This window comes from Uliginosibacterium flavum, from assembly GCF_040566545.1.
Taxonomy (GTDB): domain Bacteria; phylum Pseudomonadota; class Gammaproteobacteria; order Burkholderiales; family Rhodocyclaceae; genus Uliginosibacterium; species Uliginosibacterium flavum.
Map to the genome: position 1 here is coordinate 62,984 of NZ_JBEWZI010000005.1, position 26,853 is coordinate 89,836.

22 protein-coding genes are annotated in these 26,853 nt (G+C 61.4%); 6 read left to right on the forward strand and 16 right to left on the reverse strand.

Annotation, left to right across the window (positions count from 1 at the left end; genetic code table 11):
- Positions 1-209: 209 nt before the first annotated feature.
- The 7 genes from ABXR19_RS06170 to ABXR19_RS06200 form a co-directional block, all read right to left on the reverse strand.
- On the reverse strand, positions 210-1,022 hold the full coding sequence (locus ABXR19_RS06170; RefSeq protein ID WP_354600229.1) for a helix-turn-helix domain-containing protein: 813 nt from the start codon (positions 1,020-1,022) through the stop codon (positions 210-212).
- A 320-nt stretch (positions 1,023-1,342) separates the two neighbouring features.
- Entirely contained in the window at positions 1,343-2,425 is a 1,083-nt protein-coding gene (locus ABXR19_RS06175) for a polyamine ABC transporter substrate-binding protein (RefSeq protein ID WP_354600230.1), read from the reverse strand.
- A complete protein-coding gene (locus tag ABXR19_RS06180; RefSeq protein ID WP_354600231.1) occupies positions 2,422-3,201 on the reverse strand; it encodes an ABC transporter permease in 780 nt (259 codons plus the stop codon). The genes ABXR19_RS06175 and ABXR19_RS06180 overlap by 4 nt, the downstream gene beginning before the upstream one ends.
- Positions 3,201-4,037, reverse strand: coding sequence for an ABC transporter permease (locus ABXR19_RS06185; protein ID WP_354600232.1), 837 nt, complete (start codon positions 4,035-4,037; stop codon positions 3,201-3,203). The genes ABXR19_RS06180 and ABXR19_RS06185 overlap by 1 nt, the downstream gene beginning before the upstream one ends.
- 7 nt (positions 4,038-4,044) lie before the next feature.
- The gene (locus ABXR19_RS06190; RefSeq protein ID WP_354600233.1) at positions 4,045-5,148 is read right to left on the reverse strand and encodes an ABC transporter ATP-binding protein; all 1,104 of its coding nucleotides are present in this window, start codon (positions 5,146-5,148) and stop codon (positions 4,045-4,047) included.
- A gap of 286 nt (positions 5,149-5,434) precedes the next feature.
- Positions 5,435-6,970: a sensor domain-containing diguanylate cyclase gene (locus ABXR19_RS06195; protein ID WP_354600234.1), complete on the reverse strand. Its 1,536-nt coding sequence runs from the start codon at positions 6,968-6,970 to the stop codon at positions 5,435-5,437.
- Positions 6,971-7,037: 67 nt separating this feature from the next.
- The gene (locus ABXR19_RS06200; RefSeq protein ID WP_354600235.1) at positions 7,038-9,338 is read right to left on the reverse strand and encodes a sensor domain-containing diguanylate cyclase; all 2,301 of its coding nucleotides are present in this window, start codon (positions 9,336-9,338) and stop codon (positions 7,038-7,040) included.
- Between the two features lie 319 nt (positions 9,339-9,657).
- Between ABXR19_RS06200 and mobB the strand changes: the two genes are divergently transcribed.
- The 4 genes from mobB (at position 9,658) to moaE (ending at position 12,095) form a co-directional block, all read left to right on the forward strand.
- On the forward strand, positions 9,658-10,152 hold the full coding sequence (mobB, locus tag ABXR19_RS06205) for a molybdopterin-guanine dinucleotide biosynthesis protein B (RefSeq protein ID WP_354600236.1): 495 nt from the start codon (positions 9,658-9,660) through the stop codon (positions 10,150-10,152).
- 62 nt (positions 10,153-10,214) lie between these two features.
- Positions 10,215-11,399 carry a molybdopterin molybdotransferase MoeA gene (locus ABXR19_RS06210; RefSeq protein ID WP_354600237.1) on the forward strand — a complete coding sequence of 395 codons (1,185 nt, stop codon included), beginning with the start codon at positions 10,215-10,217 and terminating at the stop codon, positions 11,397-11,399.
- Positions 11,396-11,653 carry a molybdopterin converting factor subunit 1 gene (gene moaD, locus ABXR19_RS06215; RefSeq protein ID WP_354600238.1) on the forward strand — a complete coding sequence of 86 codons (258 nt, stop codon included), beginning with the start codon at positions 11,396-11,398 and terminating at the stop codon, positions 11,651-11,653. The genes ABXR19_RS06210 and moaD overlap by 4 nt, the downstream gene beginning before the upstream one ends.
- A gap of 1 nt (position 11,654) precedes the next feature.
- Positions 11,655-12,095 carry a molybdopterin synthase catalytic subunit MoaE gene (gene moaE, locus ABXR19_RS06220; RefSeq protein WP_354600239.1) on the forward strand — a complete coding sequence of 147 codons (441 nt, stop codon included), beginning with the start codon at positions 11,655-11,657 and terminating at the stop codon, positions 12,093-12,095.
- A 147-nt stretch (positions 12,096-12,242) separates the two neighbouring features.
- Here moaE and ABXR19_RS06225 read toward each other — a convergent pair whose 3' ends face one another.
- From ABXR19_RS06225 to ABXR19_RS06265, 9 genes are read right to left on the reverse strand one after another with little or no spacing between them, the layout of a single operon-like run.
- Positions 12,243-13,517: a glycerate kinase type-2 family protein gene (locus ABXR19_RS06225; protein ID WP_354600240.1), complete on the reverse strand. Its 1,275-nt coding sequence runs from the start codon at positions 13,515-13,517 to the stop codon at positions 12,243-12,245.
- 29 nt (positions 13,518-13,546) lie between these two features.
- Positions 13,547-14,437: a 2-hydroxy-3-oxopropionate reductase gene (gene glxR / locus ABXR19_RS06230; protein WP_354600241.1), complete on the reverse strand. Its 891-nt coding sequence runs from the start codon at positions 14,435-14,437 to the stop codon at positions 13,547-13,549.
- A gap of 36 nt (positions 14,438-14,473) precedes the next feature.
- Positions 14,474-15,268 (reverse strand): aldolase/citrate lyase family protein, encoded by a 795-nt coding sequence (locus ABXR19_RS06235; protein ID WP_354600242.1) that lies wholly within the window; start codon positions 15,266-15,268, stop codon positions 14,474-14,476.
- A 17-nt stretch (positions 15,269-15,285) separates the two neighbouring features.
- Positions 15,286-16,071: an ABC transporter ATP-binding protein gene (locus ABXR19_RS06240; RefSeq protein WP_354600243.1), complete on the reverse strand. Its 786-nt coding sequence runs from the start codon at positions 16,069-16,071 to the stop codon at positions 15,286-15,288.
- Positions 16,072-16,082: 11 nt separating this feature from the next.
- Positions 16,083-16,934 (reverse strand): ABC transporter ATP-binding protein, encoded by an 852-nt coding sequence (locus tag ABXR19_RS06245; protein WP_354600244.1) that lies wholly within the window; start codon positions 16,932-16,934, stop codon positions 16,083-16,085.
- A gap of 12 nt (positions 16,935-16,946) precedes the next feature.
- Positions 16,947-17,849, reverse strand: a complete 903-nt coding sequence (locus tag ABXR19_RS06250) for an ABC transporter permease (protein WP_354600245.1) — start codon at positions 17,847-17,849, stop codon at positions 16,947-16,949.
- Positions 17,850-17,859: 10 nt separating this feature from the next.
- The gene (locus ABXR19_RS06255) at positions 17,860-18,900 is read right to left on the reverse strand and encodes an ABC transporter permease (protein ID WP_354600246.1); all 1,041 of its coding nucleotides are present in this window, start codon (positions 18,898-18,900) and stop codon (positions 17,860-17,862) included.
- 60 nt (positions 18,901-18,960) lie between these two features.
- Entirely contained in the window at positions 18,961-20,562 is a 1,602-nt protein-coding gene (locus ABXR19_RS06260) for an ABC transporter substrate-binding protein (RefSeq protein ID WP_354600247.1), read from the reverse strand.
- Between the two features lie 37 nt (positions 20,563-20,599).
- The gene (locus tag ABXR19_RS06265; RefSeq protein ID WP_354600248.1) at positions 20,600-21,754 is read right to left on the reverse strand and encodes a mandelate racemase family protein; all 1,155 of its coding nucleotides are present in this window, start codon (positions 21,752-21,754) and stop codon (positions 20,600-20,602) included.
- Between the two features lie 311 nt (positions 21,755-22,065).
- Here ABXR19_RS06265 and ABXR19_RS06270 point away from each other — a divergent pair, with 311 nt between their 5' ends.
- The gene (locus tag ABXR19_RS06270; RefSeq protein ID WP_354600249.1) at positions 22,066-22,785 is read left to right on the forward strand and encodes a FadR/GntR family transcriptional regulator; all 720 of its coding nucleotides are present in this window, start codon (positions 22,066-22,068) and stop codon (positions 22,783-22,785) included.
- 369 nt (positions 22,786-23,154) lie between these two features.
- Positions 23,155-26,844, forward strand: coding sequence for a DUF748 domain-containing protein (locus ABXR19_RS06275; protein WP_354600250.1), 3,690 nt, complete (start codon positions 23,155-23,157; stop codon positions 26,842-26,844).
- The last annotated feature ends 9 nt before the right edge of the window (positions 26,845-26,853 follow it).

Consider the following 26,853-nt stretch of genomic DNA (forward strand, 5'->3'; position numbering starts at 1 on the left):
CGAGTGAGCCGCGATGCGGTGCGTTGGCAAGGCGCGCCGACGAAGCGGGCCTTTGCCCGCAAGGAGAAGCAACGCCGCCAGCGTGCGGCGGCGTGGTTCAATCGGGGGCGTAGCGCCATCACCCAAATGGTGAGTGCTGCCAAGGCGGAAAATCCTGCACCCGCCTGAATTTCCTCATGAATCGAAGCGGTCAACTGAGGTTTCCAGGTTCAAGCCGCGACAGGTACGTAAAGATCGAATTGCCGTTCGAAGCCGGCGGGCAGGTAGGCCGAATTGTGGAAGCAGCGCAGCAGGGGGGCGTCGGGCAGTATTTTCCAGCTGGTTTCGGCCGCGATGCGCGCACCCAGATCTGCGTGGGCCGGAATGCCAAAGCCGCCGCTCACGCGCAACACGGCATAGTGTCCGTCAGGCAGTTGGCCTTGCTCCAGCCCGGGGATGTGCTGGCCCAGCTTGTCCGATTGCAGCGCGGCCTGAAGTTCAACTTCGCTGCCGCTGTCATTCATGTCGCCGGACAGTTGCACGCACCAGCCCTTGCGGCGCTCGCGCGGGATGCCGGCAATCAGGGCATGCGCTCGCAACTCGTCGAAGGGGGTGATGCCGCAGCCGAGTTGGCCGCGAAAGGGGATGTACTGGATGGCTTGGCCTTGCAGGAATTCAATGCGGATTGGACTGGGCGTTTGCGCTTGTGGGCGTACGGCCGAGGGCGGCAAGCCGTGTGCAGCGCGGAAGGCGCGCGAGAAGGCTTCGGCCGAGTTGTAGCCACTGTCAAACGCCAGGTCCAGCAAACTGCCAACGCCGCCAGCCTCGATGCGTTGCCGGGCCAGTGCCAGACGCAGGCGACGCACACGGGCGACTGGCGTTTCTCCCGAATACTCGTTGAAGACGCGTTCGAAGTGAAAGCGCGACATGTGGGCGATGCCGGCAAGTTCATCCAGACACATGGATTCACCCAGATGCGCGTCGACATGACTCGCCACCTTGCGCAGGCGCGTCAGTTTGCGAGTGTAGGTGTCGACTTTCATGGGGCGTTTTCGGGGCGGCTTTCCTTGAAACAGTCGAGAGTGTGCCACCAAAAGGATCGACAGAGATAGCCTTCCGTTTCCCGTAACAAACGTTTTTTACGAGCGTTGTGATCGATACCATTCGAGGTCGGATGCGGGGGACGGGTTTCTTGCGCCGATGGCCGCGAGCGCCGGTTCCTGCGCGGACGCAATCGCTTGCGGCAGGCATGCTGCAGAGCCGCACTGGCCGGCCTTGTGCAGGCAGCCATGCGGCAGAGCCTTGCCCATGGCTGCTGAACAGCCATGCATGCGAAAAACGCCCATCCCTTTGCAGGCCGTCCTTATTGATTGCGTACCTTCACTTCCGTCCACATGCGCGAGAGGATGCGGCGGTGCCGGGCTTCATGGTCGCGCAGCATTTCCAGATTTCTGAAGCCCGCGGCGGTCGGGAAGATCGACGGGTCGGCTGCGATGTCCGGGCGGATCAGGGCTTGCGCGGCAGCATTCGGATTGCCGGCGCCGATCAGGTTCGACAGTTCGGCTGCATTATCGCCTTCGAGCATGAAATCGATGAACCGCAGCGCCAGATCGGGGCGCGGGCCATCCTTGTGGATCACCCAGTTGTCCAGCGCCAGCACCGCGCCCTCTTGCGGTGTGGCAAAGCCGATTTCAAAGGGCCGCTTTGCCTCGCGCGCATCCTCGCGTGCCCGGAACATGTCGCTCGAATAGCCGTGGGCAACCCACAGATTGCCGATGGCCAGATCCTTGATATAGGTGCTGTTGGAAAAGGTTGCCCAGTAGGGCTTGGCGCGCAGGATCAGTTGTTTAGCTTTCTCCCATTGCTGTGGGTCGGTGGTCTGAACGGAATAGCCGAGATAGCGCAGCGCGGCGCCGAAGAGTTCGCGCTGGCTGTTGAGGACGCTGACCTTGCCGCGCATTTTTTCGAGGTATTCCGGCTCGAAGATCAGCGCCCAGCTGTTCGTCGGCAGCTTCAGCTCGGCCAGGCGGGTGGCGTTGTAGCCGAGCAAGGTGACGGTATAGGCGTAGGGCACGGAGTAGCGGTTGGCCGGATCGAACCAGGTGTTCAGGTACTCCGGCTTTATGTTGGTCAGGTGCGGCAGTTTCGTGTGATCTATCGGGCGCAGTGCGCCCCTGCGGATCAGGGATTCGACCGCGTTGCCGGTGGGCACCAGGATGTCGTAACCGGTGGCACCGGCTTCAAGCTTGGCGAGCATCTCCTCGTTGTCCGAGTAGTAGTCCTGTTTCACCTTGCACTTGCAGCGCTCTTCGAAGCGCGCTAGCGCGGACTCGGACAGATAGGTGTTCCAGTTGTAGAGATGCAGGACGTCTTCGGCGCGAGCTGTTGTCCCGAGAAGGGCGAGCAGTAAGGCTGTCAGGGTAGGCAGGCTGGAGAGTTGCATCATTGCTTGCTCTTCAGGAGGTCAGGCGCAAGCCTGAGTGCCAGCGTGATCAGGCTCAGGGTCAGGGCCATGAGTAATGTGGATACGGCATTCACCTCGGGCGAGACTGCTACCTTGATCATTGAGTAGATCTGCAGCGGCAAGGTCGTCACACCCACGCCAGCGGTGAAGAAGGTGATGACGAAGTCGTCGATGGAGAGCGTGAAGCTCATCAGGAAACCTGCCAGCACGCCCGGCAGGATCAGCGGGAAAGTGATGAAGCGGAAGCCTTCCCATTGGGTCGCGCCCAGATCCCGCGCGGCCTCGAAGATGCTCTCGTCCATGCCGGCCAGACGTGCGCGCACGATGATGGCGACGAAGCCGATGGAGAAGGTGATGTGGGCGATCAGGATTGAGGCCAGACCCAGGGTCAGATCCAGTGCTTGACGAAAGAACAGCAGCAGCGATACACCGAGCAGGATCTCTGGCATAGCCACCGGTGTCAGTACGAGGAAGGGCAGCAGACGGATGTGCCAACGGTGCATCGCTATGCCGGCCATCGTGCCCAGCACGGTGGCGATGCAACTGGCTGTGAGCGCGATGACCAGCGAGTTGGCCGCGGCGGCAAGCATGGCTTCATCTTCGAGCAGCACGCGATACCAGCGCGTGGTAAAGCCCACCCACTCGGCGTTGAGCAGTGAGTCGTTGAAGGAAAAGAGTACGACCACCGCCAACGGTACATACAGAAAGGCGTACACGGCCAGCGAGGCAATCCACAGAAAGAGAGGCGGGCGGCGCATCAGATCAGCTCCCGTCGCGTCTTGCCTGCCCAGGCTGCAATGGCCGCCAGTGTCAGCACCATCATGGTCAGCAGGATCGACAAGGTGGCGCCCAGCGGCCAGTCACGATTGTCCAGAAACTGTTCCTTGATCAGGTTGCCGATCAGGATGTCGCCAGTGCCGCCCAGCAGTTCCGGGATGGCGAACATGCCCAGCACCGGAATGAAGACCAGCGCCGAACCGGACCATACGCCCGGCAGCGAGAGCGGAAAGGTGATGCGCCAGAAGCGTGTCCATGCGTTCGCGCCCAGATCCTGTGCAGCCTCCAGCAAAGCCGGGTCGTGTTTTTCGAGGTTGGTGTAGAGCGGCAATACCATGAAAGGCAGGTGCACATAGACCATGCCGGCGATCACTGCGGTGCTGGAGTAGAGCAGATTCAGCGGCCCCAGCAGGATGATCCAGGCATAGATGCGGATCAGGAAGTTGGCGGCGAAGGGCAGAATCACCAAGAGCACCAGAAAATCGCGCCTACCCTTGGGGCTGCGGGCGATCAGCCAGGCGAGTGGATATGCCATCAGCAGACACAGCAGGGTAGTCGACAACGCAACGCCGAAGGAACGCAGAAAAATCCGCGCATACACCGTGTCACTGAAAAAGAAACCGTAGGCTTCCATATTCACGGAGTGGCGTCCGTCAGGCAGCAGCAGCGGCGCCAGCCCGCCGAACTCCCCGGGTTGGCGGAAAGAGGCGGCCACCATGATGAGGGCCGGCAGCAGGAAGAAGGCCAGCAGGAAAAGCATCGGTGGTGCGGCGACCAGCCACTTGGCGAATGCAGGAGAGCTGCGGGGCGTTGTCATGGTTGTCTCACTCGTGCAGGAACAGGCCCGCATCCTGGCGCCAGCACACTTGTACGGTTTGGCCAGGTTCGAAGAAGCGTGCGCGACCCGGCGCCGAGTTGGCCATCAGTGCTTCAATTGTCTTTTCCGTGCCGTTGTCGCCCAGCTGGATGCGGTAGACCGTCACGTCGCCGCGATACAGCAGCTCCCGCACCCGGCCAGAAAAATGGTTGCGCAACTCCGGCACGTGATCAGGCCCGATGACGCGAACGTGCTCGGGGCGGATCGCGAAGCTGCCGTGTGTGCCAGCAGCTATGCCCATGCCGGGTGCAAGAATCTCGCCTAAGCCGCACAGTTTCAGGTGCAGCTGGTCGCGATCCTGACTTCGGCCGGCCGGTAGGACTTCAGCGGCCATGAAGTTGCTGGTGCCGATGAAATCCGTCACGAAGCGATTGGCCGGTGCCGTGTACAGCCGGTCCGGCTCGTCCACCTGTTCAATGCGCCCCGCATTCATGACGGCGATGCGGTGGGATAGCGCCAGTGCTTCGACCTGCGCGTGGGTGACGAACACGAAGGTCACGCCCACCTCGCGCTGCAGCCGGATCAGCTCGATCTGCATCTCCAGACGCAGCTTGGCGTCCAGCGCCCCCAGCGGTTCGTCGAGTAGCAGCACGCGCGGCTTGCCGACCAGACCGCGGGCCAGTGCCACCCGTTGCTTCTGGCCACCTGAAAGCTCGTGCGGATAGGCGCGGTCCTTGTCTTCCAGATGCACCTGCGCCAGCGTGGCGCGCACGCGTTCGCGCAGCTCATCGGGCATTGCGCCCGCCATGCGCAGCGGGAAGGCTACGTTCTGTGCAACCGTCATATGGGGGAAGAGCGCGTAGCTCTGGAATACCGTATGCACCGGTCGGCGCTCTGGCGGAATGCCGGCCAGCGGTGCGCCATCAAGCCACAGCGAGCCTGCGTCCGGTTCATCAAAACCGGCGATCAGACGTAACAGGGTAGTTTTTCCGCAACCGGAAGGGCCGAGCAGGGTGAAAAATTCGCCGGCCTCAATACTCAGACTCACCTGATCCAGTGCGAGCAGATCGCCGAAGCGGCGCGACACATCGCGAATCTCCAGCAAGGCCATGAGGTTTTGCTCCCGGATGACGTTCCGATGAAGCGGCAGAAAGCAAACATCCCCTCGTCGGCGCCCGCCCCCGGATATCTTCAGGGAAGATCGGCAGGCAAAAGCAGGCGCCAAAGGGATATTTGAATAATGGCTGTTGAGAGGCAAATCTCAAGAGAAATTTGCGCAGCGCAGCATTTGTGGTGAGTGGCGTCTGTCGAGGGGTGGCCGCTGGCATGCCGGAAGAACCGCGGGGGTATTGGTTCTCGCGCATGCCCGCCCGCACAGGCCCAAGCAGCGAGGCTCTTCAGATACTCACTTCGTTATTGGCGTTTATGGGGGCCGGATTATCCGTGGGAAATCCGACAACGCGGTTGCGCCCGCTGTTTTTGGCTTGATACAGCGCAGTGTCAGCGCGGGCGATAAAGCTGTCCAGCGTTTCGCCGGCCAGGCGCTGGGCAAATCCGGCGCTGAGGGTGATTGTCAGCGCGTTGGCGTCGGCCAGAATCGGGCTGGCCGCCAGTGCCGTGCGCAGACGCTCGGCGGCAAAGAGGGCTTCGGCCGCGTCGGTGTGGGGCAACAATACGACGAATTCCTCGCCGCCCCAGCGACCGGCTATGTCTGATTTGCGCAGGCAACTGTTGATACGGCTGACGGTTTCCAGCAGCACCTGATCGCCAGCCTGGTGGCCGTAGCTGTCATTGACGTGCTTGAAGTGGTCAAGATCCAGCATGACCAGAGAGAGCGGCTCGCCGTAGCGTTCGGCGCGGTCAATGGCACGATCAGCCTCTTCGCGGAAGTGGCGGCGATTGGCGATCCCGGTCAGGGCGTCCTGCTGAGCCAGGCGTTGCAATTCGCGCTCGGCGACTCTCCAGCGGGTGATGTGATGGTCGATACCGATGATCACGGGTTCGTTGTCGAAATAGATGCTGTGTCGCTTGCACACGATGCGAAAGACCTCCTCGCCCGTGGCTTTGCGGATGACATGTTCTTCCTTGAGAATTTCGCCGCCAACGAGAACGCTGTTGTCCTCCTCGATCGAGGCTTGGCGCGTCAGTACGTCGACCGGCGCGGGCGGCGGCGGATAAGCGCTGCTGACGATGTAGCTTTTGTCGAGATGGCGGTATTCGGCGAAAGCATCATTGACCATCACATAGCGTCCGCCGGTTTTCTTGATGTAAACCGGATCCGGAATAACGTCGATCAGGCGTTGCACGAATTGCTGAACCTGTTCACGCAGGGCTGTTTCGCGCTCAAGGGCCTCTTGCGCCGAACGCTGGGCAATGCGCTGCTCGGTGACATAAAAGCGCACACCGACGATGACCGGTTCGCCCGTCGGGTCGCTACACGTCCCTTTGGTAATGACTCGGTAAAGTTCCTGCCCTGTGACGGCGTGGTTGCGGTGTTCTTCCTTGTAAATCGTACGCCCGGCCAACACTTCGCCGTCTTCCAGATAGTGCAGGCGGATTGCCTCCTCGCTGGAGCCGGGGGCCAGGCCGTCGCGGCCGATCAGTTGTTCGTAGGACTTGGCCTTGTCCAGCTCGAAGGCCGTATTGAAGAGCACATAGCAGCTACGCGCGTCCTTCACGTAAACCGGATAGGGGATCACGTTGATGATGCGGCGGATGAAATCCCAGGTTTCCTTCTTTTGTGTCTGTGCTTGCGTGGCAAGCGCGGCCAGCGCAGCCTGTTCGCGGTGTAGCCGCCAGAGCGGCGGCAACAGTCCGGCTAGTGCGGTGAGGAAAAGGGCCGTCGGAGTTGGCCAGGCAAAGCTCAGCGCCAGTCCTACTGTTAGTGCAGCGGGCAGGGCAAGCAAGGTAATTTCAGCCTGCTTGGGGAGCAAGGCGGACTCCAATCGTGGTTTATATGCTTACACCTATATCGGCAAAGTCCCCGCGATACTTGAAGTTTCACTCGCCGGCAATTACGACGCGATTTCGTCCCTCTTCCTTGGCGTGATACAGCGCCGCGTCGGCGCGCGAAACCAGATGATCAAGAGGCTCATCGCGCTGCCACTGCGCTGCACCGATGCTGATGGTGACGGGGACCTTGCTTGTGCTGGTAAGAATGGGCAGCTCGGCCAGATGGCGACGCAGGCGTTCAGCCACAAGCTGCGCTTCACGCATGGCAGTGTGGGGCAGCAGGACGATGAACTCTTCGCCGCCCCAGCGCGCCGGGATGTCCGTGCCGCGCAGACTGTCCTTGATGCGCTGCACGGTTTCGACCAGCACTTCATCACCGGTCTGGTGCCCCCAAGTGTCGTTGACGTGTTTGAAATGGTCGATGTCCAGCATCAGCAGCGAAAGCGCCTCGCCGTAGCGTTTGGCTCGGGCCATGGCGCTTGCTGCTTCCATGTGGAAATGACGGCGGTTGGACAATCCCGTCAGCGTGTCCTCCTGCGCCAGACGTTGCAGCTCGCGCTCGGCCACGCGCCATTGCGTGATGTGATGGTCGATGCCGATTACTACGGGCATGCCATCAAAATACACGCTGGGGCGCTTGCAAACGATGCGGAAAACTTCTTCGCCGGTCGCCTTGCGGCTAGTGTGTTCTTCCTTGAAAACCTCAATACCGGCCAGTACGGCGTTGTCTTCTTGTACAGAGATTGCGCGGGTTTTGGCGCTAGTGAGCAGTAAGGGAGATTTCGCGTTGATCAGGGCTTCTTTGCTCATCTGGTGATACTCGGCAAAAGCGTTATTGACCATGACGTAAAAGCCGCCGGCTTTTTTCACATAAACCGGGTCGGGAATCACGTCGATCAGGCGCTGGATGAATTCCTGGGTGCGCTCGCGTAACTGGACCTCGCGCTCGAAAGCAGATTTAAGCTCGCGTTCCGCCAGGCGCAGGTCTGTCAGGTCGACAATCGCACCCACGATTACGGGTTCCCCAAATGCGTTGGTGCAGGTGCCTTTCGAGATGATGCGGAAAGTTTCGCGCCCGGTATGCTGGTGCAGGCTGTTGTCTTCGCGCAGGATGCGCTGCCCGGCCAGAACCTCGCCGTCCTCTTCAAAGTGCATGCGCATCAATTCAGGCGTTGCAGATTCGGCAAGCCCCACGTGATTCAAAAGTTGGTCGCGGCGCATGAAATGGTCACGTGCCATCGCGTCGTTGACCATCAGATAGCGACTTTGCGCATCCTTCACATAGACCGGGTAGGGCAGCAGATCGAGTACGCGCTGTACGAAATCCAGCGTTTGCTGGTGGTGTTCGCGCTGTAGATCCAGGGCTGCGGTCAATTGCAATTCCGAATTGCGCAGTTCGGTAATGTCGATATTGACGCCAACAATGACCGGGCGTCCCTCCGTGTCGGAGCAGCGGCCCTTGATCACGCGTTGAAAGTAGAGTTCGCCGGATGCCGGATGCTGGCCTCCCTCTTCCTTGTGGAGGGGATAGCCTGCCAGGACGGCTTTGTCTTCCTCGATTGAACGCCGTGCCTGCGGGGTCTCCGGCGACAGATCAAAGGGCGAATTACCCAGGATCTGTTCGCGGGTGAAGCCGCGATCACGCACAAAGGCTTCATTGATGATCAGATATCGGCTTTGTGCATCGCGTATGTACATCGGGTAAGGGATCACATCAAGGATGTGCTGGATAAAGGTACGGGTGTGTTCGGCCACCTCCGTTTGCTGGGTCAGGGCAATCTGCAACTGTTTTTCGGCGGCACGCATGCTGGTAATGTCAAAGTTCGCGCCAATGATTACGCGCCGGCCTTCGGCGTTCAGACAGGAGCCTTTGGTGACGATGCGGTACTGGATTTCCCCGGTCAGCGGATTCCGGATGCGGTCTTCCTTGTAGACCGTATCGCCGGCCAGCACCCGCTGATCTTCGTCAGACACGAGCTTGACAGTGTCGGTGTCGGGGGCCAGTTCTGCGGCGGTGCGCCCGATGATGAAGCTGGCAGGCTGATTGCGGCGATGCGCGAAGGCTTCGTTAACGAAGACATAGCGCCCCTCTTCACTCTTGATGTAAACCGGCTCCGGGATTACATCGAGCAAGCGTTGAACGAAGGCTTGAGTCTGGTCCTGGCGCTGCGCCGCTTCGGTCCGCTCGCGCGCCAGGCGCAGGGCGGGTGGCAGCATGCCGATCAGCGCGCACAACAGGGCTGTGAGCGCTGCTGGCCATTGCAGGACGTGCGCCAATGCAGCACAAACGAGTGCGGTGCTGCCGTAGCTGGCGGCGATCAGTGCGTGTCGGCGGTTCAGAAGGTTCATCGAAGCCTTGTATTCAGAACTTTTCGCAGCCTAGCAGTCGGACTGTCGCGTCGGACGTGACGCGCCCGTAAGTCAGATTTGTCGCAAAGCCACGCTTCCAGACGGCTTTTTGCAACTCTTGTTGTAACGACTTGATCCGTCCATTCTTGATCTTTGCCCACCCGGTAGGCGAGGGCCGCCCGAAAGTCCATGCGTGTCCCTACAGGTTCTTCAGCAGTCCTGTTGGGCCGCTCTTCATCCTGCTGACGGGCTCTCGCTACAGATCTGGAGTAGCCTCTCAGACCTACAATGCCAGCCTGATTCTTGCGACAATCACGCCATGAAAACATTTGGTATCGCCGGTTGGTCCGGTTCGGGCAAGACTACCCTGATCGAGCAACTGATCCCGCTCTTCACCGCGCGCGGTCTGCATGTCTCGCTGATCAAGCACACCCACCACGGCTTTGACATCGATCGGCCCGGCAAGGACTCCCATCGTTTTCGCGAGGCTGGCGCCAGTCAGGTCATGCTCGCCGGCGCGGCGCGTTGGGCCCTGATGCACGAATTGCGGGATGAGGCGCAGCCCAGTCTGGTCGAGTTGCTGGCCCAGCTTTCGCCCTGCGATCTGGTGCTGGTGGAAGGCTTCAAGTCTGCCGAACTTCCCAAACTGGAAGTGCATCGCCCCTCAGTAGGCAAGCCTTTCTTTCACACGGAGTTTCCCAATGTGGTGGCAATTGCCAGCGATGAAAAACTCGAAGTGGACCTGCCCGTACTGGATCTGAACGATGTGCCGGCGCTGGCCGATTACATCCTGCGCTTCACTGAACTGGCCTGAATCAAGGCGCACGCGGCCTGCCACACGAAACAATCCTCGCCGAACAAGCCCCGGAAAAACCCATGCTGACTTACGAACAAGCCCTCGACACGCTGCTGGCCGCCGCCCAGCCCGCAGCGCACACGGAAATCCTCGACACCCTGCAGGCGCTGGGGCGTGTGCTGGCTGCGCCGCAGTTCTCCACGATCAACGTGCCGCCCGCCGACAACTCCGCCATGGATGGCTACGCCCTGCGCAGCAGCGATCTGCCTGCCCAACTCCTGCCGATCAGCCAACGCGTCCCGGCGGGCAGCGCGCCCACCGCACTGCAGCTCGGCACGGCCGCGCGCATCTTCACCGGCGCACCGATTCCGGCGGGTGCCGATGCGGTGGTGATGCAGGAAAAGTGCCTCGCCGAAGGCGAGGCTGTACGTATTGAACAAGCCCCGAAGCCGGGCGAGAACATCCGCCGTGCGGGTGAAGACATCGCCATCGGCGCCGAAGTGCTGCCGGCCGGCACGCGCCTCGGGCCGGCGCATCTGGGCCTGCTCGCCTCCATCGGCGTGGCGCAGGTCGAAGTGTTCGCACGCTTGCGTGTCGCGGTGTTTTTTACCGGCGACGAACTCGTCATGCCTGGTGCACCGCTCGGACCGGGGCAGATCTACAACTCCAATCGTTACGTGCTGCATGGCCTGCTCGGTGCGCTGGGCTGCGTCATCACCGATCTGGGCATCATCCCCGACAATCTGGCCGCCACGCGCGCCGCTCTGCGTCAGGCGGCCGAGGGCCATGATCTGGTGCTGACCTGCGGCGGCGTGTCGGTCGGTGAAGAGGATCACATCAAGGCAGCGGTACAAGCCGAGGGCGCGCTGGAAACCTGGAAAATCGCGATCAAGCCCGGCAAGCCCTTCGCTTTCGGCCGCGTTGGCGCCACCCCCTTCATTGGTCTGCCCGGCAATCCCGTTTCCAGCTTCGCCACCTTCCAGATGCTCGCCCAGCCTTACCTGCGCAAGCGTCAGGGCCTGCACGAAGTTCTGCCCAAGGCAATCCGAATGCGTGCCGATTTCAGCTGGTCCAAGGCGCCGCCGGTGCGCGAATTTTTGCGCGTGCAGCGCAACGCGGCGGGCGGCCTGGATCTGTTCCCGAAGCAGGGGAGCGGCGTGCTCAGCTCCTGCGCCTGGGCCGACGGCTTCGTCAGCAACCCGCCGGGGCAGCTGATCCAGCCCGGCGATCTGGTTGATTACATTCCTTTCGGAGACGCGCTGTGAGCATCAAGATTCTCTACTTTGCCAGCCTGCGCGAAGCCTTGGGCTGCAGTGAAGAAGTGCTGGAAGCCTTGCCGGCCGGTGTCAACACCGCTGGCGCTCTGCGTGACTGGCTGTGCGCCCGCGGCGGTGACTGGGCGGCACTGGCACCCGGCAAGTCTGTGCGTGCCGCCGTCAATCAGATTCTGGCGCAGGCGCACAGTCCAATTGTTGAAGGTGACGAAGTAGCTTTCTTTCCGCCCGTGACCGGAGGCTGAGATGACGGTGAGCGTTCAGACTGAAGACTTCGACCTCGCCGCCGAAACCGCCGCACTCTCGGTCGGGCGCAGCGATGTTGGCGCCATTGCCAGCTTTCTCGGCCTTGTGCGCGGCGAGGGCGATCTCGCCGCGATGAGCCTCGAACACTATCCCGGCATGACCGAAAAAGCCCTCGTCGATATCGTCGCGCAGGCCCAAACCCGTTGGTCGTTGCAAGCCGTTCGCGTGATTCACCGCATCGGGCGCCTGCTGCCCGGCGAGCGTATCGTCTTTGTTGGCGTCGCCAGCCGCCATCGTGGCGATGCCTTCGATGCCTGCGAATTCATCATGGATTACCTGAAAACCCGCGCGCCCTTCTGGAAGAAGGAAGAAAGCCCCGCAGGTGCGCGCTGGGTGGATGCGCGTGACAGCGACGAGGTCGCGCTGGCCAAGTGGGAGTAGGGTTCAGCTACAAGACCTGCCCCAAAAGCCTTGCCTGTATTGGCTCTGCAGCATGCCTGGTCGCAAAGCCAAAGCAGCTGCGCATCTTCAGTATGCATGCCTTAAGAGTGAATATGCATGCGGCTGTACGAGCAGGTGTCTAAAAAATCAGTCCACGATTGCCTCGATCAGGATCGCGCGGAAATCATTCACGTTGGTCAAGGTCGGCCCGGTCACCACGGCGTCGCCGAGCGCGCCGAAGAAACCGTGGCCGTCGTTATTGTCGAGCGCCTCGCGCGGACGCAGGCCCAAGGCCCAGGCGCGCGCCAGCGAATCGGGGCTGAGGATCGCGCCGGCGATTTCTTCCTGCCCATCCACGCCATCGGTATCGCCGGCCAGCGCCCACACGCCGGGCAGGCCATCGAGCGCCACGCCCAGGGCGAGCAGGAATTCAACGTTGCGCCCGCCGCGCCCGTTGCCGCGTACCGTCACCGTGGTTTCGCCGCCGGACAACAACACGCAGGGCCCACGGCAAGGATCGCCGTGCAGGGCCACACTGCGCGCGATGCCCGCCATGACTTTGCCGACGTCGCGCGCCTCGCCTTCCAGGCTATCACCCAGTATCACCGGCGTGAAACCGGCGGCCTGGGCGATTTCGGCGGCCGCCTGTAAAGCCAGACGTGGCGTGGCGATCAGGTGGGTAGTGCAGTTGGCCAGACGTGGATCATCCGGTTTGATCGACTCGCCGCGCCCGCTTTCCAGCACTTCGCGTATCGCTGGCGGAAGTTCTATGGCATAGCGACGGACGATGGCCAGCGCATCGGCGCAGCTCGTCGTGTCGCCGATAGTAGGGCCGGAAGCGATGTCACAGGGATCATCACCGGGCACATCCGAGATCAGCAGGGTGACAACCTGCGCCGGGTAACAGGCAGCCGCCAGCCGCCCGCCCTTGATGGCCGAGAGGTGACGGCGCACGCAGTTCATCTCGCTGATCGACGCGCCGGACTTGAGCAGGGCACGGTTGAGCGTCTGCTTGTCGGCCAGGCTGATGCCTTCCAGTGGCAATGCCATGAGGGATGAGCCTCCGCCGGAGATCAGGCACAGCACCGTGTCATCCGGTGTGAGGCCCTCGATCAGAGAGAGAATGCGCTGCGCCGCCGTGAGCCCGGATGCGTCCGGCACAGGATGTGCGGCCTCGACGATCTCGATGCGCTCGCAGGGCACCGCGTAGCCATAGCGCGTAACCACCAGTCCTTCGAGCGGGCCGGTCCAGTTCCTTTCAACCGTTCGCGCCATCGCCGCCGAAGCCTTGCCGGCACCGATGACAATGAGTCGTCCACGGGGCGTTTGTGGCAGGAAGAATGGAATGCAATTAGCTGCTTGAGCCGCTTCAATCGCCTCCGCAAACATCCGTCGCAGCACTTCCCGTGGAGTCATGTTCATCTGCACGCCTTTTTTATCAGATTTCTCGCTCAAGCCTTCTGGCCGATCTCGAAATTGGCCATCAGCTCCAGCGCCCGCACCATGCCGGAGTGATCCCAGGCACTGCCGCCGTGGGCTGCGCAGGAATTGAACAGCTCCTGACAGGTTGCGGTGTTCGGCAGGGAGAGCCCCAGCTTGCGCGCTACGCCCAGCGCCAGATTCAGATCCTTCTGGTGCAGTTCGATGCGGAAGCCCGGATCAAACGTGCGCTTGACCATGCGTTCGCCATGCACTTCAAGAATGCGTGAGGAAGCAAAGCCGCCCATCAAGGCCTGACGCACGCGGGCCGGATCGGCGCCGGCTTTCGAGGCAAACAGCAGCGCTTCGCCGACCGCTTCGATGGTCATTGCCACGATCATCTGGTTGGCGACCTTGGCGGTCTGGCCGTCGCCATTGGCTCCGACCAGAGTGATGTTCTTGCCCATCAACTCGAACAGCGGCTTGACGTTCTCAAACACAGCCTCATCGCCACCGACCATGATCGACAGGGTAGCGGCTTGGGCACCGACCTGGCCGCCGGAAACCGGCGCGTCCAGATAGTCGCAGCCCTGGGCGCGGATGCGCGCGGCAAATTCCTTGGTTTCAATCGGAGAGATGGAGCTCATATCCACCACGATCTTTCCCGCCGATAGGCCTTCGGCAATCCCGTTGGCATCGAAGAGGGCGGAGGCCACGTGCGGCGTGTCCGGTACCATGATGAAGATGATGTCGGCGTTCTGTGCAACTTCCTTGCCGTTGGCGCAGGCCTTGCCGCCTTGCTCGATCAGCGCGGCGGGAACGCTGGGCAGGCTGTACAGCGAGACCGCATGGCCGGCCTTGATGAGATGAGCGGCCATGGGCGTGCCCATGATGCCGAGGCCGACGAAACCGATTTTCTGCATGATCTGATCCTTTAAGAATGGGGAGAGGAAATGGGTTCAGGCTGCGCTTTTGTGCGCCGTCTTGAGTGGCTGAAAACGTGCGGCGAGCTGTTCCGAGGCGCGCGCCAGCAAGGCGATGTCGGCGCCTACAGCGGTGAAGCAGCAGCCCCATTCGATGTACTGGCGGGCTTGCGCTTCGTCGCCGGTAAGAATGCCGGCTGGCTTGCCGGCGGCGCGGATGCGTTTGATCGCGTCGGCAATCGCAGCCTGCACTTCAGGGTGACCGGGGTTGCCGATGTGGCCCAGCGCGGCCGACAGATCACCGGGGCCAATGAAGATGCCGTCGATGCCATCGACCGCCGCGATGGCTTCGATCTGGCTCAGCGCGTCGCCGGTTTCCACCTGCACGATGACGCACAACTCTTCGCTGGCGCGCTGGTGATAATCCTTGATGCGGCCGAAGCGTGAAGCGCGTGACAGGCCGGTGAAACCGCGCAGTCCACCTTCGGCCGGGTAGCGCGTGGCAGCCACCGCTTCAGCAGCTTCGGCAGCGTTCTGTACCTGAGGAATCAGCAGGGTCTGCGCGCCGATGTCTAGCACGCGCTTGATCAGCACTTTGTCATTCCACGCGACGCGCACCACCGGGCTGCTGCCACCTTCGACCAGCGCCTGCAACTGCTGATGCAGCTGGAAGGTTTCATTGGGTGAGTGTTCGGCATCGAGCACGATCCAGTCAAAGCCGGCGCCGCCGATCACTTCGGTGCTGACGTGGTTCGACAGGTGCGACCACAGGCCGATCTGCAATTCGCCGTTGCGCAGACCTTGTTTGAAACGATTGAGGATCATGTCCATGATGTCTTTTCCTTGGGTCAGGCAGCTTCGGGCGCCACGCTGTCGGCCATGTCTCGCTGGTAGTGGCGACTCGCTTCGACCAGCATGCGGGTGTAAGGATGTTCGGGAATGCAGCCGACCAGATTGGCGCTTTCGATCAGATCTACGATGCGCCCGTGCTGCATCACCGCCACGCGATCGCACAGATGCGCAACCACGCCCAGATCGTGGGTGACCAGCAGGTAGGTCAGGCCTTCGCATTCGCGCAGTTCGGCCAGCAGGTTGAGAATCTCGGCCTGCACCGACACGTCCAGCGCCGAGGTCGGCTCGTCAAGCAGCAGGATGCGTGGCTCCAGGATCAGCGCCCGGGCAATCGCCACACGCTGGCGCTGGCCGCCCGACAATTGATGCGGATAGCGATAGCGGAAACTCGTAGGCAGGCCGACCTTGGTCAGGATCGCATCAATGCGCCGGCTGGCGTCACCGATACCGTGAATCGCCAGAGGCTCGGTTAGCGCGGTCTCCACGGTGTGACGCGGGTGCAGGGAGCCGTAGGGGTCCTGGAACACCATCTGAACCTTGCGGCAACGCGCCTTCTCCAGCTTGCGGCCGAGATTCTCGCCGTTGATGGCCAGACGCCCGCTCCAGTGGTTGTACTGGCCGGCCAGACAGCGCAGCACGGTGGTCTTGCCCGAACCGGATTCACCGACCAGACCGAAAGCTTCGCCTTCCTTCACCGAGATGCTCACGTCGTGCAGCACCTGATTGGCCTGGTCGCCTTCGCCGAAGCTCAGGTTGAGTTTGTCTACTTCGATCATTGCCATCTTGTTTCTCCTCAGGCTGTCAGCCAGCTCGGGTCGCGCTGCAACACCGGCAAGCGCGGACGACGCGCATCGACGCTGGGCAGGGCGGCGAGCAGGCCACGGGTGTAGGGGTGTTGAGCCTGATCCAGATCGGCGGCGGCGATGGATTCGACCACCCTGCCGGCATACATCACGAGGACTCGGTCACAGAAGCTGCGTACCAGATTCAGGTCGTGACTGATGAAGATCAGACCGAGGCCGCGCTGGCTGACCAGATCGTCCAGCGTGGCCAGCACCTGCAGACGCACCGACACATCCAGCGCCGATGTCGGCTCGTCGGCGATGACGATTTCCGGCCCGGTGATCAGCATCATCGCGATCATGATGCGCTGGCCCATGCCGCCGGAGACCTCGTGCGGATACATGCGGAACACGCGCTGCGGATCACGGATGCGCACCGCCTCCAGCATGCTCAGCACCAGTTGATTCGCCTCCTTGCGCGGCACTTTGTGGTGTGCCAGGTAGGCTTCGGCAATCTGGTCACCGACGCGCATCACCGGGTTCAGCGAGTACTTCGGGTCCTGCATGATCATCGACATGCGTCGGCCGCGAATGCCCTGCATCTCTTTTTCGGAGCAGCTCAGCAGATCGATGTCGCCGAAATGCATCTTGCTGGCAGTAATCTGCGCGCTCTTCGGATGCAGGCGCAGCAGGGTGCGGCCGACCGTGGATTTGCCCGAGCCGGATTCGCCGACGATGGCGAGTTTCTCTTTACCGAGGCTGAAAGACACGCCGCGTACGGCATCCACCATGCCTTCACCGGTGGCGAAGCTCACGCGCAGATCTTCCACCTGCAGCTTGGGAGCCTGAATTTCCTGAGTCATTTTTCGTGCTCCTTATTCGCTGCGCGGATCGAGTACGTCGCGCATGCCATCGCCAAACAGATTGAATGCCAGACTCACCATCATGATGGCCGCGCCGGGCATGGCCACCAGCCACCAGCACTCCAGCATGTAGCGGCGTCCGGCCGAGATCATGGCGCCCCATTCGGGGATGGGCGGTTGCGCACCCAGACCGAGGAAGCCCAGACCGGCGGCAGTGAGGATGATGCCGGCCATGTTCATGGTCAGACGCACCACTACCGAGGACAGGCACATCGGCACCACATGCCGCAGCAGGATGCGCAGCGGCGAGGCGCCTTGCAGTTGCACCGCGACGATGTAGTCGGCCTTGCGCAGGCTCAGCGTTTCAGCCCGTGCCAGACGGGCGATGGGAGGCCAGGCGGTCAGCGCGATGGCGATCACGGCGTGATCCAGGCCCGGGCCGAGGGCAGCGACGAAAGCCAGCGCCAGCACCAGACCGGGAAAGGACACGAAGATATCGGTGATGCGCATGAACACCGTGTCGACCCAGCCACCGAAGTAGCCGGAGACCACGCCGACAGCCAGCCCGACCGGGCCGACGATGACCGTCACCAGCGAGATGATGTAGAGCGTGATGCGCGAGCCGAACACGAGGCGGCTGAAAATGTCGCGGCCATATTCGTCGGTGCCGAACCAGTTCGCGCCACTCGGTGCCTTGAGTGTGTTGTTCAGGTCCTGCAGCAGCGGATCATGGGTGGCGACCAGCGGGGCAAAAATCGCCAACAGCAGCAAGGCGAGGATCACGACGAGACCGGCCACGGCTAGCGGGTTGCGTAGCAGCTTGCGCCCGCTGCGTGCCAGATTCTGGCGCAGGGCCTGGGCTGAGGATTGCGGCGTGCTGTCGCAGACCGCAGCGGGGAGAGTAGTTGTCGTCATGGCGCCGGCCTTATCGAGTGCGTGGATCGAAGACTTGATACAAGGCGTCTGCGATCAGGTTGAGGGTCACGAAGATGATGCCGATCAGCAGCACACAGCCCATCACCGCGTTCATGTCACCGAGCAGCAGGCCGCCGGTGAGATAGCTGCCGAAGCCCGGCCAGGCGAACACGGTTTCGATCAGCACTGCGCCTTCGAGCAGCGAACCGTAGGCCAGCGCGACGATGGTCAGCAGCTGCACGAGGATGTTGCGGAAGGCGTGATTCCATACCACCTGCAGCTCGGACAGGCCCTTGACCCGCGCGGTGATGATGTATTCCTGCGACAGTTGCGTCAGCATGAATGAACGCGTCATGCGAGCGATGTAGGCCATCGAGTGCAGACCGAGGATGCAGGCCGGCAGGGTGATGTGCTTGAGCGCGCTGTGGAAGACTTCCCACTCGCCGGCCAGGGCTGCATCAATCAGCAGCAGACCGGTGCGGCTCTGTACCAGCCCGTCAAAGGCCAGATCGATACGTCCGGCACCACCAGCCCAGTCCAGCCAGGCGTAGAAGATGATCAGGCCCATCATGCCGAACCAGAACACCGGCACTGAATAGCCACACAGGCTGATCACGCGCACCACCTGGTCGCCGAGACGACCGCGACGGGTGGCGGCAAACACGCCCAGCGGCACACCGACGAAGGTGCCGAAGAGGATGGCAATGGTCGCCAGTTCGATGGTGGCAGGGAAGACGCGGGCGATATCGGCGGTAACCGCGTTGCCGGTCAGCATTGCACGGCCCAGATCACCGTGCAGCAGATCGCGCAGGTAATAGGCGAATTGCATGTACATCGGCTTGTCCAGCCCGAGCTGGTGATAGACCTGCTGGTAGGTGGATTGGTCGGCATCCGAGCCGACAATCGAGAGGACCGGGTCCAGCGGCATGACACGACCGATGAAGAAGGTCAGGGCCAGCAGACCCATCAGGGTAACGGCGACAATCGCCAGACGATGGCCGAAGCCCGTCGCCCGGCGCATGTGACGGCCGGTCAGGGAAAATATCGACATGAAGTACTCCGTTGCAGCGAGGGGCCGTCATCCGGGACAGGATGACGGCAGGTCAGCGGTTCAGCGTTGCTTGTAGACCTCGCGCCAGCGCGTGGTCGAAGCCGGGTGACTGTGGAAGTTGCGGATATCCTTCTGCAGCACGACGGTATCGACCATCTGCGATACCGGCTGGATCGCACCGACCTGCTGCTCGTAGAGTTTCTGGATTTCCTGATACATCGCGGTCTGCTTCTTCTCGTCCTGCTCGACCTCGGCCTTCTCGATCAGGGCGTTGATCTCCGGGCTGATGAAGGAAGTGCGCCAGCCCTGGAAGTTGGTCAGCTTGGCTTCGTCGCGGTTGTCCGGGTTGTAGACCAGCGAACGCAGGCTGCTGTGCGGATGCGGTTCGGCCCCGCCGCCGCCACGACCAACGATGATCTCGAAGCTGCGGTCACGCATCGCGCCGTACACCTGATTGCCGGTGCCCGGAATCACGCTGGCTTCGATGCCACCCAGCGCCAGCGTGGCCTGCAGGCTGGTCGCGATATTGATGAAGGGCGGATCGGAGAGCACCCGGATGGTGGTCTTGAATCCGTTCGGGAAACCGGCTTCGGTCAGCAGCTTGCGCGCTGCCGGCACGTCGAGTTTATAGCCCGGATTCGGCAGGGTGGCGGGCAGGCCCATCTGCACCGGACGCTGATGGTAGAGGCCGTAGTTCGGCATTACCGTCTTGTTGATTCCGTCATAATCGATCAGGTTGCGGATCGCCAGACGCACCCGCTTGTCGGCAAATTTCACGTCCTTTGCGCTGACCGCCACGTAGTACACGTTGCCGCGCTTGACGGCTTCGATCCCCACGTTCGGATTCTTCTTCATGGCTTCGACATCCGGCACTGACATGCCATTGGCGACATCGATGTCACCGCGCTCGAGCATCAGACGCAGGGTCTGCGATTCGGTCATGTGACGCAGCACCACGCGTTTGAGCTTGGCCTGCGGACGCCAGTAGCTTTCGTTGCGGCTCATCAGCAGCACGTCCTTCTGCCGCCACTCGTTCAGCGCGAAGGGGCCGGAGCCGGCTTCGTTGGTGGTGAGCCAGGCCTTGCCCATGTCACCATCCTTCTCGTTGGCCAGCACCTTCTTGCGATCCAGCACCATGGCGCCCACCGAGGTGCCCAGAGTATAGATCACCAGCTTCGGGTCGGTCGGCTCGGGCAGCGTGAGCACCAGCGTTTCCGCATCGGTGGCGCGGATGCTTTGCTCCACGTTCGCGGCGCTGAAGCCGTAGCTCTTCCATACCGAGGCCAGTGCGAGGTTGAGTTTGAGCACGCGCTGCAAGGACCAGGCCGCATCCTCTGCCGTCAGCGGGTTGCCGGAATGGAACTTCACGCCCTTGCGGATCTTGAAAGTGATGCTGCGGTTGTCCGCCGCGACCGTCCAGCTTTCGGCCAGACCCGGCAGGATCTTGTAGGTGTCGGCCGGATCGAGTTCGACCAGCGAGTCGTACATGTTGGCGTTGACCTCGACCACGTCATTGCCGGTGGCGCCGGCCGGGTCAAGCGACAGCAGGTTGTTCATGCTCATGCCGATGATCAGTTGATCAGTCGGTGTTTTCGCCTGCAGCGGCATCCCGATCAGCGAGATCGAGAGGGCACAGGTGGCCAGCAGATACGGCACTTTCATGACAAGTCTCCTCGGGTGATTCCGTTTTGGTTCTGCATCAGTACGTGCTTACGGTGTGGGCGGCGATGTAGTCGAAGTTGATGTCTTCGCCCAGGCCGGGTTTCTGTGACAGATGCACAAAGCCATCGGCATCCATCGGGTCGGCCAGACTGTTGAGATAGGCCGGCACCTCGTCGTATTCAAGGAAAGGATGGAGCAGGCCACGCTCGTACCACTGGCAATTCTTGATCGCCGCGCACACCGCCAGATTCGCCGCGCCGTTGCCGTGCACTTCACAGTTCATGCCGAAGGCGTCGGCCATGTAGGCCACCTTCAGGGTCGGAGTGATGCCGCCGACGCCGGGTACGCCGGCACGGGTGATTGCGGAGGCGCCGGCCTTGATCCATTCGGCGCGGGTGTGATGCTTTCCGCCCATGTATTCCGGGCCGAGGATCGGGATGTCGAGTTGTCCGGACAGCCACACGTAGGACGACATGCTCTGCTCGTCCATCATTTCCTCGAACCAGGCAAAGTTCAGCTTCTCCAGGGCACGGCCGATCTTCAGGGCCTCGGTGCGGCTGTACCAGTGGTAGCCGTCGAGCATCAGGTCAATATTCGGTCCCACGGCTTCACGCACGGCTGCACAGCACTTGATGTCCATTTCGATACTCGGCGCAAAGGCGACCGGTGGCATCCAGGTGTGCAGCTTGATCGCCTTGTAACCGCGTGCCACCAGCTTCAGTGCGAACTCTGCATATTCCTCAGGCGTAGACAGACCGCCCTTGAGTTCGTCGCCACACATGGTGCTGCCATAGGCCGGCACCTTGTCGCGGTAGCCGCCGATCAGCTGATACACCGGCACGCCCAGCTTGCGTCCGGCCAGATCCCACAGCGCCTGATCAGCGATAGCCAGGGCGCGGTCAGTCAGTTGCCCGGCGCTGCCGCGCTGCCAGTGCTCCAGGTCTTGCCAGATCTGTTCGCGCATGAAGGGATTGGCGCCGACCATGACCTTGCGGAAGAAGGCGTCCAGCACATGTTGGCGCATCACTTCAACCGGGCCGAAAGCATGACCTTCGCTGCCGTCGTCGCAGGTGATGGTCAGCATGGCCATTTTTGCGTCCTTCTCCGGCCCCGGATGGGAATGGCCAGCACTGTCGACCGAGCGGCGGGAGGGATAGGTGAATACGGTGCCGCGCAGGCTTTCAATCTTCATGGAATGCTCCTCAACCGGGTTTGGCGTGACTGTCTTTGCTCGTCAGTCATCATACGAGTTGGCTTGCATCTTAGTGAAGCGAAACGGAGCCTGTCAAACGGCCAAAACCCCTAGATGTAAACCCCTAATTTTGAAATTAACCCTTGCTATATGGGTGGTTAGCCCATTATTTCATTCAGATCCGGGCGTCTCTGTACTGTTCAGTCGCGACTTCCGTTGATATGATAAGAAACAAGTGAGGACGACTCGTCCTGTGAAATACCGAACTCGTCATACAAGTTGATTTGTCTGAAAACGGCCTGGAGCAGTTCATGCAGAAAATGCGACGCAAGGAAACCCTGACTGGGCAGCTGACCCGCACCCTGGCGGAGCGTATCAGCTCCGGTCAGTACGCCGTGGGCGCCCGCCTGCCCAGCGAACAGGACATGATTGCGGAGTTTGGCGTCAGCCGCACCGTGGTGCGCGAGACGATTGCCAACCTGCGCGCCAACGGCCGCGTCACGACCCGCCAGGGGATTGGTGCCTTTGTGATGCAACAGGACAAATCCGACGGCTTCCAGATCGACACGGCCGGCCTGTCGGCCGTACAGGAAATGGTTGCGGTGCTGGAGCTGCGCATCGCGCTCGAATCCGAAGCCGCCGTACTCGCCGCGCAGCGCCGCAGCCCCGAGCAGCTGGCGGCGATGAAGGCAGCCCTGGCCGATATGAACGAGGCCATTTCACGCGGCGAAGACGCCGTGCAGGCCGACATGAAATTTCACCGCTGCATGGCTGAGGCGGCCGGCAACGCGCATTTCCTGAACCTCTTCAATTACGTCGGCGAACTGCTGATTCCGCGTGCGCGCCTGCAGTCGGCACATCTCGACAACGTGCCGATGCCGGATTATTTGGCGCGCGTGCAACGTGAGCACGAACAGATCTGTTATGCCATTGAGCGTCAGGATCCCGAGGCCGCCCGCGCCGCACTGCGCATGCATCTGTCCGAGAGCAAGGCGCGCCTGCAACGCAGCATCGCCAAACTGGTGAGCTGAGTCTTGCCGTGCATTCGCTGCTGGCCGTGCGCCTGATCAGCGCGTCGGGCGAGCGAGCGATGCCTTTGCCACTCACAACCTGCCTGAAGACCCTTGCCAGTATTGGCTGTCAGGTTAGCTGCTCGCCAAGCCTTGACTGGTAAGCCTCTTCAGAATGCCTGCCTGAAGATGTCCGCTGGATGAGGCTGTGCGAGGTGTCGTCGACGTATTCAAGCGCATGAACTGTCGGCCGTGCGTGTTGATGCTGCGCGCAGCGTTCCGGGGCTTTACGTGAATCAGTACTCCTCGAAATGTCACGAAAAGGCGGAGTGAACGTTTTTTGCTGCTAGCATCGAAAGACATAAAAAACAGATGAAGAGAGTCGTCCCCATGAATGTCCCGAAGTTGCCGGATTGGCGTGTTTTGTGGCAGCAGCGTCGTGTGCGTGTTGGTGTGAAGTCCTTGCTGGGCGGTTTGTTGTTGCTGACCGTGACGAGCTTTTTCGCTGTGCCGCCGCTCTTGCGCTGGGCGGTGGAGAGTCAGGGCAGCAAGGCTTTGGGGCGCGTGGTGACGGTGCAGGGGGTAAGTTTCAATCCACTGACGCTAAGCGCGCGCGTCGAGGGCCTGCGCATTGCGGAGGCTGATGGCAAGGGCGAGTTCCTGAGCCTGGGACTGCTGCGTGCGAATCTGTCGATGGCGTCGATCTGGCATCTTGGGGCGGTGCTGGATGGCTTGCGCATCGAGCAGCCGGTGTTGCATGTGACGCGACTGGATGAGGCACGCTTCAATTTCAGCGACATTCTGGATCGTTTCGCGGCTGCGCCGAAGGATGCAACACCCAGCGAGCCTGCGCGTTTCTCGTTGAACAACATCGAACTGGCCGATGGGCGGATCGAGTTCGATGACCGCCCGGCCGGGCGTGTGCATAAGATCGAGCAGATCAATATCGGCGTGCCCTTCCTGTCGAGTTTGCCCACCAAGGTCGAAACCTTTGTGCAGCCCAAGCTGGAGGCGAACATCAATGGCAGTGATTTCAGTCTGCTGGGGCAGCTGAAGCCTTTTGCGGATCATCGCGAGGCGAGTCTGGATCTGGTATTTGAGTCTTTCGATGTGACTCAGTATCTGATGTATGTGCCGGGCAAACTGCCGATCAAAATCGAACGCGCCAAGCTGGCTTCTGATCTGCGTCTGGTGTGGTCCGAGGCTTCCGAGAAGACTCCGGCGTCGCTGGTGTTGAGCGGAAAACTGGGACTGAGCGAAGTGCTGTTGAAGGATGGGCAGGGTGCGGCGCTGTTTGCAGTGGATGCACTGGGCGTGGAAATCGAGCGCATCGAGCCGCTGAGCAACCCGGCGGTTGTCCGGCTGAGTACTGTGCACATTGACGCGCCGAAGTTAGACCTGTCGCGCGCCAAAAATGGCGAGCTGAATCTGTTGGCACTAGCTAACGCTGCTCCTGCCAAACCCGAGAAAGCAGCGGCTACCAAGCTTGCCGTCAGTACGAGCAAACCGCCGCTAATCTCCATCAGTAAACTGGTCGTCAGCAAGGGTGTCGTGCGTTGGCACGATGAAGCGGTGCCCGGTGGATACAGTTTTAAGTTGAGCCCTCTGGAGATTCAACTCGACAAGTTCGATCTGGCCGGTAGCCAGCCCGCAGCTCTACAGCTGAAGGCGCAGGGCGATGGGGGCGTAGCCTTGGCGCTGAGTGCGCGGCTTGGCATCAAGGACGCGCGCTATGGCGGGCACTTTGCGCTCAGTGGCGTGGATATTGAGGCTTTGCGGCCGTATTACGTCGCGGCCTTTGATCGCGCGCAGCTACGCGGGGTGGCTGCGGTCCAGGGTGATTTCGCGGTAGAACCGGGTAAGGAGGGGAATGCTGTAGGTCTGGACAAGCTGGTTCTGGATGTTAAAGATTTCTCGCTGGGTGAATTGAAGGCCAAAACGCCACTGATCAGTGTACTGGATTCGCACGCGGAAGGCGCCAGCGTGAATCTGGCCACGCGTGAAGTCAATCTGGGCAACTATTCAAACAAGGGTTTGCGCGTCAATCTGGCGCGAGACAAGGACGGGGCTCTGAATCTGGTCAGTCTGTTGCAGGCGAAGTCGAGGGCCAACGAGAAAGCCCAGGTGGTGTTGCTCGACAAGCTGGAAACGGTGGCGACTGCTGCCAAGGTCGTCGCGCCACCGATCAAGGCCGATGCACCCTGGCGGCTGAAGTTGGGAGAAGCGGTGCTGAGCGGCGGCAGCCTGCATTTCGCAGACAACTCGGGCAGCACGCCGGTGGCGCTGGATGTGGCCGAGATTGGTTTACGTGTGAAGGACTGGAACAATCAGCCCGGCGCTCAGGCGCAGACTGAATTGACGGCGCGTGTAAATAAGGCCGGAAGAGTGGCTATTGGCGGGCGTCTCGGGACGGCACCTCTGAAAGGCGCGCTGCGCCTTGATCTGCGGGCAGTCGATTTGTTGGCCGTGCAGCCGTATGTCGAGGACGTTTATCGCATTCTGATCACGCGTGGCAATCTGTCGGCGCGCGGCAATCTGGTTTTTGATCTGGCCAATGCCGACAAGCCGGATCTGCGCTACACCGGCTTGCTGGCGGTGGATGACTTCAATGCGCTGGATCGGATCAATGACAGCGACTTCATGCGCTGGAAAAGTTTCTCGTTTGACGATATCAAGCTGCAAACCCAGCCGCAGAGTTTCGCGACACGTGAAATCCGTGTTGAGAATTTCTACAGCCGCCTGATTCTGGACGCGCAAGGGCGGCTCAATGTGCGTGAACTGGCTGCGAGTGAGGCGGCGGGCGGGCCGCCAGCCGCGGCGGCCTCTGAGCCACTGGCTGCGCTGTCCGCACCGCTTGCGGCGAAGCCCGGTGCAGCCTTGCCGCAGGTGAAGATCGACAAGATCGTGCTGGTCAATGCACACGTCAATTACCTTGATCGCTTCGTCAAACCCAACTATGAAGCCAATCTGCTGGCCCTGAACGGCAGCCTGTCGGCTTTGTCGTCGGACCAGACTTCGGTCGCTGCGCTGGATCTGGCAGCCAGTCTGGATGGTGCAGCCCCCGTCAGCATCGTTGGCGAACTCAACCCCTTCCGGCAGGATGGCTTTCTTGATATCCGCGCTCAGGTGCGGGACGTGGATCTGACCGGGGTATCAACCTATACAAGCAAATTCGTCGGCTACGGGGTCGAAAAAGGCAAGCTATCGATGGCCTTGCAGTACAAGATTCGGGATCGCAAGCTGAGCGCCGAGAATCGCGTCACGCTGGATCAACTGACCTTTGGCAAGCGTGTTGACAGCCCCGAAGCGACCACGCTGCCGGTGCTCTTTGCCGTGTCGCTACTCAAGGATCGGCATGGCGTGATCGATGTCAATCTGCCGATTTCCGGCTCGCTGGACGATCCGCAATTCTCGGTGGGTGGTGTCATCCTCAAGGTAATTGTTAACTTGATCGGCAAGGCCGCCAGCGCACCTTTCGCCTTGATCGGCTCCTTGCTGGGTGGCGATGGCGAAGAGCTGGCCTGGCTGGATTTCGCGCCGGGTTCGGCCGTGATTGCGTCTGCAGGGGAAGAGAAACTGCGCACGCTGACCAAGGCCTTGCAAGATCGTCCGGCACTGAAACTGGAGATTGCCGGGCGTGCCGATCCGGCTGCGGACGTGAGCGGCCTCAAGCGAAGTCGACTGGATGGCAAGCTGCGTACGCTCAAGGCCGAGCAGATGGTCAAGCGTGGCGAAACCGTGGGGCAGGTGGATGTCTTGCGCGTCGAGACGACGGAATATCCGGTGCTGCTCAAAACTGTCTACGAGGCCGAGAAAATTGAGGCGCGCCCACGCAATGCCGTGGGTCTGCTCAAGAGCCTGCCGGTCGAAGAGATGGAGAAGATTTTGCTCGCGAGCATGGCCGTCACCGCGGCGGATTTGCAGAGCCTTGCCAGCCAGCGGGCACAAGCCGTGCGAGCGCGTCTGCTTGATCAGGGTGGTGTTGCACCCGAACGGGTCTTCCTGCTGGGCAGCGCAAATGCCTCCGAGGCGCAAGACGGCGGGCCCGCACAAGCCCGTGTGGAGTTCTCGCTGAAGTAGCGACTGTCG